6 protein-coding genes and 1 pseudogene are annotated in these 8,188 nt (G+C 57.0%); 1 reads left to right on the forward strand and 6 read right to left on the reverse strand.

Features of this window, described 5'->3' with window-relative positions:
- Nucleotides 1-355: 355 nt before the first annotated feature.
- The 6 genes from NW838_RS03830 to sufR all read right to left on the reverse strand — a co-directional run bounded on the left by NW838_RS03830 (nucleotide 356) and on the right by sufR (nucleotide 7,625).
- Nucleotides 356-2,656, reverse strand: coding sequence for a DUF1796 family putative cysteine peptidase (locus NW838_RS03830; protein WP_414427523.1), 2,301 nt, complete (start codon nucleotides 2,654-2,656; stop codon nucleotides 356-358).
- 309 nt (nucleotides 2,657-2,965) lie between these two features.
- The gene (locus tag NW838_RS03835) at nucleotides 2,966-4,315 is read right to left on the reverse strand and encodes a sensor histidine kinase (RefSeq protein ID WP_414357853.1); all 1,350 of its coding nucleotides are present in this window, start codon (nucleotides 4,313-4,315) and stop codon (nucleotides 2,966-2,968) included.
- A 33-nt stretch (nucleotides 4,316-4,348) separates the two neighbouring features.
- A complete protein-coding gene (locus NW838_RS03840) occupies nucleotides 4,349-4,930 on the reverse strand; it encodes a tRNA-(ms[2]io[6]A)-hydroxylase (RefSeq protein WP_414342126.1) in 582 nt (193 codons plus the stop codon).
- A gap of 30 nt (nucleotides 4,931-4,960) precedes the next feature.
- Nucleotides 4,961-5,407, reverse strand: a complete 447-nt coding sequence (folB, locus tag NW838_RS03845; RefSeq protein ID WP_414357851.1) for a dihydroneopterin aldolase — start codon at nucleotides 5,405-5,407, stop codon at nucleotides 4,961-4,963.
- A 141-nt stretch (nucleotides 5,408-5,548) separates the two neighbouring features.
- A complete protein-coding gene (locus NW838_RS03850) occupies nucleotides 5,549-6,619 on the reverse strand; it encodes a 3-deoxy-7-phosphoheptulonate synthase (RefSeq protein WP_414357850.1) in 1,071 nt (356 codons plus the stop codon).
- A gap of 289 nt (nucleotides 6,620-6,908) precedes the next feature.
- The gene (gene sufR / locus NW838_RS03855; protein WP_414357848.1) at nucleotides 6,909-7,625 is read right to left on the reverse strand and encodes an iron-sulfur cluster biosynthesis transcriptional regulator SufR; all 717 of its coding nucleotides are present in this window, start codon (nucleotides 7,623-7,625) and stop codon (nucleotides 6,909-6,911) included.
- 179 nt (nucleotides 7,626-7,804) lie between these two features.
- Between sufR and NW838_RS03860 the strand changes: the two are divergent.
- Nucleotides 7,805-8,188, forward strand: a pseudogene (locus NW838_RS03860) (Fe-S cluster assembly protein SufB); the annotation flags it as partial.

The raw sequence follows: 8,188 nt of genomic DNA on the forward strand, positions 1-8,188 counted from the left end.
TAGCGCACTTCGTTCGGGACGAAGGGGTCGCAGGTTCGAATCCTGTCATCCCGATAGGCTTGAAGCTGTCAACTGGTAGCTTTTCGGGTGAGGGGGAGACGCCTGGGCTGCTGAGAAAAGCCCTACTAGCGTGTGCATTATTGCTCCGCAATGCTGACGCGAAGACGCGACCAACGCTTTAGGTGCGGCTGCAGTGTCCTGGCTTGAATCGGAATGACCGTAATTTTTGATGGCTACAGCAGCAGCCATTCTTCCGGATCACAGTGAAGCAGCTCGCAGAGATCAAGCTCCTCTCTCCTGATTTTGGAAAGAGGGTTGGGTGTGAGGGACAATCTCTTAAACTTACTTAGAACACCTATAGTTGTGGGGGGCACCAAAAGAGATTTCGGGTAGAGACCCCCAAAGAATGGAGAATATCCCTCATCAGCCCTGTGCAGTACTTCCAATGCTCAGGATCTGCGCACATGCGGTCGGGATTCAACTCCATCTCATAATGAATAACATTGGGGATCTCGGCAAATTCATCAGAAGACTGAGGGGAAATAATCAGCAACAGAAAAGGCTTACCCCTGCGCTTGGCCGATAGCTTATCCATCAAGTCAGTAACGGCCTCTCGCCGGCAACCTCCTGTGCGCACAAACAAGACTTTATCGGCTTTTTCCAAAACATGCATAAAGCGCTTGGCGCGAGCAGTGTAGCGAGTTCGCATTCGCTCATAGATGGGATCCATATTCTGAAGTGGATCCTCCCCCTCTTCCACCTCATGGCCAAAGGAGAGGCCCGTCCACTTGCTGTGGTAAATTCGCCGATCTTCAGGACTGTAGTGCAAATATTGCGGATCCCACATGCCCTGAAACTCGTTGTGGATCATATCGGCCACATCAGCCAAATTGCTGGTGCGTGTCAAATCAAAAGGAAAGGCAGGCCCGTCATATTCCAACTTGTAGAGCAGCATTCGCACCGCGCAGCGATCCCCTAACGGCACAATGGCAACACGATGAATATCCGATAATTTGCAGGTGTATTCCAGCAGCATGACCGATTCGGGAGCAGTCTTTACCCGGCTTTCGAGGCCGCCTTCCCCGATCATCAAGGTGCGGAAGAGAGCTTCCCGGTGGCTCGGATCTTCGTAAACACCCATCGGCATGGCTTTGAGAGCAGCCCGCACTTCCTTCCACATGGGGTGGATGTTGTACTCGTGATTGCTCTGGTTGATCACGCACAGGCGAGGTATGGGATCAGAAGAGCCTTCTGAGGATCCACTGAGCTTGAGAAGGATCAACGATCCATCCTCGAAGATCGTTTCTACTGCTGCTGAGGAAAAGAACTGGGCTACTGGGGAGAAGACAAGATCGGCATCCGCAGGAATGGAGAGGGTTGTTTGCACTGAACCATCTTCTCGTATGGAAAGTGAATATAGGGTCGCATCCCCTATCCTTTCATCGCTTCTGCCAACATACAGACCCGGTTGTAGACGTGCTTTTTGGAAAGCGGCTTGCAAAGGCTGCCAAGTGGGCGTGATGGTATAGGGATAGGGAGTTACATTCACGATGCGAAATTGATTTTTGCCCGTCTCTACGGTTACCCAAAAACCATGCTCCTCTTCAAAAATGACCTGCTCCCCAATGGGTTGAGGGAGCTTGCCACGAGCCGAGCTAACTTGGCTGGGATCCAGAAGAGAGAGATCGATGGCCTCAAACATGACCTGATGACCCTTGGAATTGGGGTGAGCTGGGTCAAAAGCAAGGTCTGGTTTCCAGCGGCCCTGTCCATCTTCCAAATGAGGCAGCCAATTGAACACAGGGCATCCCCAGCTGAGCATTCTTTGCTGAGTTTCTTGCAAAAGAAGATGCTGTTCTGGGCCGTAGTTTGCATGGGGATAAACCCCTCCCAGAACTGGCAAGGCTCCAATGTCTTGAATTCGCTGAATTAGCCGCTGCAGGCCGTTTTCAAACCGCCTCTGCAGGGCGCGGCGATGCTGGGGCAAGGCCGATACCAAGCCTTCATTTCCCAAGGACAGGGCAACAATAACGACATCAGGACGTTCAGGGATCACTACCTGTTCAAACCGCAACAGAGTTCGGCTGACGTTTGCCCCCAGTTCAGAGAGATTTCGCACTTGATGGCCATAGCGTTCTTGCAGAGCTTTCTGCAACAGCCAAGCCCAACCTCGCAACAGCCAAGCGCTGCACCCCAGGGCAACGGAGCTGCCCAAAATGACGACTTTTAGCCCTTGCGGATTTTCCGGTTCGACCTCAGGAATGGGATCGGCAAAATAGCCGTAAGGATAGGCAGGGATCTGGCCAAACTCTCCATCCTCGACAATCAAAACTGCCGGTAAAGGTTCTGGTTCAAGGGGCACCCAGCGATTGACAGCGGTGGATTCCCAAATCACTTCGCCACCGGCTTGCACGCGCAGATATCGGTACTCCACTCGAGGAGTTTCTTTTAAACATCCACTGTAGGGTAACAGCGGGCCGGGCGCGCCATCTGCCGGGCTCAACGGCAACTCTACCCACCACAGCGGATAGCGAGTCGGATCCGTTTGCAGCCAAATGCAATGGCAGGGATCCCAGGAGCCCAATTTTGCGCTGGATCCCACCAAGGCAATTCTCTCGCCCGGCTGGGTGATGGCACGAACCTGGAAGCGATACATAACGTTTTCCTGGCACAGGATTCAATGGGAAATTGTGGGGCTGCGCGGGCGGACTGCACTCACTCATCACCCAATCAACAGCTCAGCAGCCGGCTGAGAAGGGCAAGAGCCTGGGATCCGATCCCATCTCTGCCGTTTTATCGGGGAAAAAGAGAGATTCTTAAATCTGGAAAGCAAAGGTTAAGAGAAGGTCTTTGACACCCAGAAATTCAGTTCAACCGGGCCAATACGGTTCTGAATAAAAACCAAGTCAATTTTCGGCTTAAAGCTAGCATATTGACTGAGGACTGTCTGTTTTCCAGAGCACTTTCAGACCCTCTCTGGGGTACAGATTTCCAACTGTCGCTGCGGCAAAATGACCTCAAAGCTGGATCCCTGGCCCAGCTTACTCTCCACCTGCACTTGACCTTGATGCTGCTGGGCAATGCTTCTGACAATTGCCAGCCCCAAACCTGACCCTGAGAGGCGACCGGGATCCCCGCTGCGAGCCGGATCTGCTCGATAAAAGCGATCGAACACATGGGGCAGAGCCTGGGGGGGGATCCCTGGCCCGGTATCTTGTACCCGCACCACCAGCTCTGGGGATCCGGAGCGCAGCCGTTGTTCCAGCCTCACCTGCACCTCTCCTTGCGGGGGAGTGTGGAGAAGGGCGTTTTCAATCAGGTTGGTGAACAGGCGGGCCAATTGATCTTCATCTCCCCAAAAACCGAAGGGATCCACTTGGGCGGGAGAAGGTTCCGTCCCGCTCTCAGGGGCAGCAATCTCCAGCTTCAAGCGGATCTGTTTTTGGTTGGCCAGGCCCTGCAGCTCCTCCACCACCTGCAGCAGCAGAGCATCCAGCGCACAGCAACGGGGTTGGAAAGGCACCATACCGCTGTCGTGGCGGGCCAGAAACAGCAGGTCATCCACCAGACGACCCAGCCGTAAACACAACCGCTCCACCATCTGCCAGCGCTGCCGGGTGTCGGCATCCAATTGGGAATCTGCCAAAGCCACCTGTACCGCGGTTTGAATGCTGGCCAAGGGGCTGCGCAGCTCGTGAGAGGCGTCGGCGGTAAATTGCTTGAGCTGCTGATAAGACTGCCGGATGGGTTGCATGGCCAAACCGGAGAGCATCCAGCCAATGGCCCCCACACCCGTCAAACCGGCCACCACCCACAGGGAAAGATCCCGGATCAACTGTCGCGTTGGCTTGCTCACCTCAAACCAAGGATGGCTGACCCGCAGATAGCCCAGCAGCTTCCCACCGGCCACAATCGGCTCGGTGAACTGGCGCAGCCAATACCCAGGGGCGATACGGGCAGTGTGCAGGGATCCCTCGGTCAACAGGGGGGCAGGGATCCCGCCGGGTACCGTGGACCAGATGAGCGTTCCCTGAGGGCCGAACCACTCCAAGTCGATGTGATCGTCCTCTAGGGTGCTGGGATCATCCCGAAAGCTGGCCTCTAAGCTGCGGCGGGCCTGCTGCGGATCCAAGAGGCTCTCATCCACCACCAAAGACCGCTCGACAATCTCCACCACATGGCCAAGGGTATCGTCCACCCGCTCGATCAGGGTTGACTGCACGTACCAATAGAAGCTGCCGGCAAACAACAGCAGCAACACTGCCGTAACCGTTGTATACCAGAAGGCCAACCACTGCCGCGTCGCTTGGAACATGGGAGCTGCACCGCGGGGGGAAACGGAGTGGGGCTAGCTGTGAACACGGGGTTCGGGGTGAAGGGAAGACAAGATCTCGGCCTCCACCTGGAGTAGAGTATCGAGCCGCTCCTGCACCTGATCGGCGGGAAACTGCTCCAACGCCAAATCCAAATAAAGCTGCCAATGGCGCTCCTCCGCAGCCGCCAGCCAGAGATAAAACTGCCGCAGCTCTGGGTCGGGCGCGTGGATCCCCAACAGGCCCAAGCGTTCGTGGCTGCGGGCCTCGATAATGGCTGCCACCAGCAGGGTATCCAACAGATGCTCCGGCTCGGAGCGGCGCAGGTGTTGGTTCAGACGACCGGCATAGGGCGCAGCCGACAAGGGCTTGATGGGGATCCCCAGCCGTTGCAGGTGGCGATGCACCCGCTCAAAATGCTGCAGCTCCTCCCGCGCCAGCGGCGAGAGGGTTTCCACCAAACGCCCGTTAGCCGGGTAGCGAAAGAGCAGACTGAGGGCGTTGCCCGCTGCTTTTTTCTCACAGTTGGCGTGGTCTAGCAAGACCAGATCGATGTGCCGGATGGCCTGGTCGATCCAGTCCTTAGAGGTAGGAGAGGCGAGTTCTAGAACAAGCACAAGGTCGGTAGAAAAGGGCTAAGAGAAGTTTTAGGGACGAACGATCTCCACAGTAACCCGCCCCGTCAGCTCCGGGATCGGGGGATGACACTTGGTCAATCGGATCTTAGCTTTGCTGGCCCCTGTCTCCCGCAGCACCATTTCGGCAATCGCCTCCGCCAAGCTCTCGATCAGCACAAACTGATTGCTTTTCACCAGTTCCGCAATCCCGGCCACTGCAGAACGGTAGTCGAGGCTATCACACAGTTGGCCGCTGAGAGCAGCCGGGCGCAGATCCGCCCACAACTCGAAATCCACCTCAAACCATTGCCCCAAAGCCCGTTCCGCCTCATCAAAACCGGTATAACCGTAGTAGCGCAGGCCGGAGACGATCAGCCGATCCCGCAACTGCTCGGGGGGTCGCCGAGGGATCCGATCGGGATCCGGATAGGGCTGCTGACCGTCGCTGCTAACACTGGTGGGGATCTGTAGCTCCATCACAACCTCCCAGCTCGACCTGGAGACCCTATCCCGCAGGGCCTGGCGAAACAACGAAACCTTGGCTCGACCCTAGGAGCAGGCTGCCCCTTGTCCCCATTTCCTTTTTGATTCTTTAACAAACTCCGGGATCCCCGTCCCTCAGCGGCTGAGGGCCAACGCTCTTCCCTCTACGGTCGCCGCCATCTCCCGCAACAGATCTTCCGTCTCTTCCCAGCCGATGCAGCCATCGGTGATGGAAACCCCGTACTGGAGCGGTGCCCCCTCATGCCAGGTTTGCTTGCCCGGATAGAGGTTGCTCTCCAGCATCAGTCCCATCAAAGCCCGCTGCCCCGCCTGGTACTGCTGTAGCACCGCCCGACAGACGGATCCCTGGTTGCGGTAATTTTTGTGGGAGTTGTCATGGGAGCAGTCCACCATCACCGAGCGAGGGATCCCTTGATCCTTCATCAGCAGTGCTGCCCGCGCCACATCTTCCGGGCCGTAGTTGGTCTTGCCCCCTCCCCCCCGCAACACAATGTGTCGATCCGGGTTGCCGGTGGTTTTTACCAAAGCCGTCATGCCATCTTGGCCAATGCCCAAGAAACTGTGGGGATGGCTGGCGGAGAGGATGGCATTGAGAGCGATTTCCAGCCGTCCATCGGTGCCGTTTTTGAAGCCCACAGGCATGGAGAGACCGCTGGCCATTTCCCGGTGAGTTTGGCTTTCGATGGTTCTGGCGCCAATGGCCGCCCAGCTCACCAGATCCGCCGTGTATTGAGGGGTCACCGGATCCAGCATCTCGGTAGCACAGGCCAGGCCCAGCTCGTTGATCTGCAGGAGAATGGAACGGGCCAGTTGCAAGCCGGTGGCAATGTCGCACGAACCATCCAGGTGGGGATCGTTGATCAGGCCCTTCCAGCCCACCGTGGTGCGGGGTTTCTCAAAATACGTGCGCATAACGATCACCAGGTGCTCCCGAGTTTGGTCGGCCACCCGCTTGAGGCGATGGGCATACTCCAGAGCCGCTGCGGGATCGTGGATGGAACAGGGGCCGACGATCACCACCAAGCGATGGAGATCCCGTCCGTGGATGATGTCGCGGATGGCTTGCCGAGTGGAGAGCACCACTTGCGCTGCCGTTTCCGTAAGGGGCAGCTTGGCCTTGACAGCAGCAGGGGCAATCAAGGGAGTCACCTCTTGGATGTTGCAATTGTCGGTTTGGGGGGGCATGGAACTGTCCTTAGTGTGCAAGTGGGTGGATGGGGTCGTCGAGCCATCAAAAAAGCCCTGGCGCTGGGCTCAGGGCTTCAGGACTGACTCGGGTAAACCTAGGTCTTTAGTTTACGCGCCACCCTTCCGCCCTGGTCGTTGCCAGGGAAAGGTAAAGTAGCCAAAAAAGGAAGCGCGCCAGACCATGCGGAGAGCAAACTTAAAACCTGTACGAGATAACTATACCCGAAAAAACCTCGTTTGACACCTCAGGGATCCGGTTTCCTGGCGGAGAGACCAGCGGGAAGTCTTAAGCCGACCGAGCCGCCGGCTTGGCAATCCAGTAGCCGCAGGGGTGTTCTCCCTGCACCTGCCAGGTGATGCGCTCTACTCGGCAATCGGGCAAGGCGGCAGCAAACATCTCCAGCTCGTGGCCGCAGACGCTGGGAAAGGTGTGGGCAATCTGGGCAATGGCGCAATTGTGCTCAACCAACACATACTGCTCGACGTAATACTCGGATCCCTCTGCTGCCATCGGCACAGTCAGGTCGGCAGGATAGGGGTAGTACTCCGCCATGTAACCCTCTGCCTGGCGCAACTGCACCAAACGCTCCAGCCGCTCCCGCAGGGATCCGGATCCCAGCTGGGCCTGATACTCCCGGGCTTTGCGCTGCCACTGGTGGTGGAGAAGGGATCCCATCTGCTCGGATCCCAGAGTTTCGGCCAGGGTGTTGAGCAGACCAAGGGCAAACTCATCGTAGCTGGCGGGAAATTGCTCTTCTCCCAAGGGACTGAGCTGATAGAGATGCTGGGGGCGGCCTAGGCCATTGGGTTGAGCGATATGTTGGATCAACCCCTCTGCCTCCAGATCCTTGAGGTGGCGGCGGATGGCCTGGGGAGAAATGCGCAGGTGCTCTGCCAGCGTTTGGGCGTTGGCCTGCCCCGCCTTGCGCAGGTAGACCAAGATGGCCTGCTTACTCGAAGCGGGTTGAGCGACCTGCCCGGTGATCTTGCGCGTGCTGTCCACCCTCGCCCTCCTGGTTAGACTGGGTTAATCGGCTGCCGCTGCCAGCACAGCTCTCTGCTATTTTGACAACGGGATCATTGCTAAAGTAACCTGAGGATCAGTTAAACAACAACTCTGTTGTTTTATTTGGCCATCTAGCTTGGTCGCGTTTCTACCCTGTCACTCTCTGAGAGCCATCCATGTCTACAAGTGTCCGCGCCCTGGTCAACCAGCCCTACAAGTACGGCTTTGTAACCGACATCCCCTCTGAGTCGATTGGCAAAGGCTTGAACGAAGAGGTGATTCGGCAGATCTGGGCCAAGAAAGGGGAGCCGGACTTTATGCTAGAGTTCCGGCTGCGGGCCTACCGCCAGTGGCTGAAGATGAGCGAGCCCACCTGGCCCAACGTCAGCTACCCGCCCATTGACTACCAAAACATTGTCTACTACTCGGCCCCCAAGGTGCAGCCCAAGAAAAAGAGCCTGGACGAAGTGGATCCGGTGCTGCTGGAGACCTTCGAGAAATTGGGGATCCCCTTGTCAGAGCAAAAGCGGCTGGCCAATGTGGCGGTGGATGCCATCTTC

Origin of the sequence: Synechococcus sp. R55.2, assembly GCF_047462075.1 — a bacterium.
GTDB lineage: Bacteria > Cyanobacteriota > Cyanobacteriia > Thermostichales > Thermostichaceae > Thermostichus.

Coding starts and splice junctions, on each gene's coding strand:
- NW838_RS03830 (WP_414427523.1), bottom strand. CDS start 2,656: ATGTATCGCTTCCAGGTTCGTGCCATCACCCAGCCGGGCGAGAGAATT.
- NW838_RS03835 (WP_414357853.1), bottom strand. CDS start 4,315: ATGTTCCAAGCGACGCGGCAGTGGTTGGCCTTCTGGTATACAACGGTT.
- folB (WP_414357851.1), bottom strand. CDS start 5,407: ATGGAGCTACAGATCCCCACCAGTGTTAGCAGCGACGGTCAGCAGCCC.
- NW838_RS03850 (WP_414357850.1), bottom strand. CDS start 6,619: ATGCCCCCCCAAACCGACAATTGCAACATCCAAGAGGTGACTCCCTTG.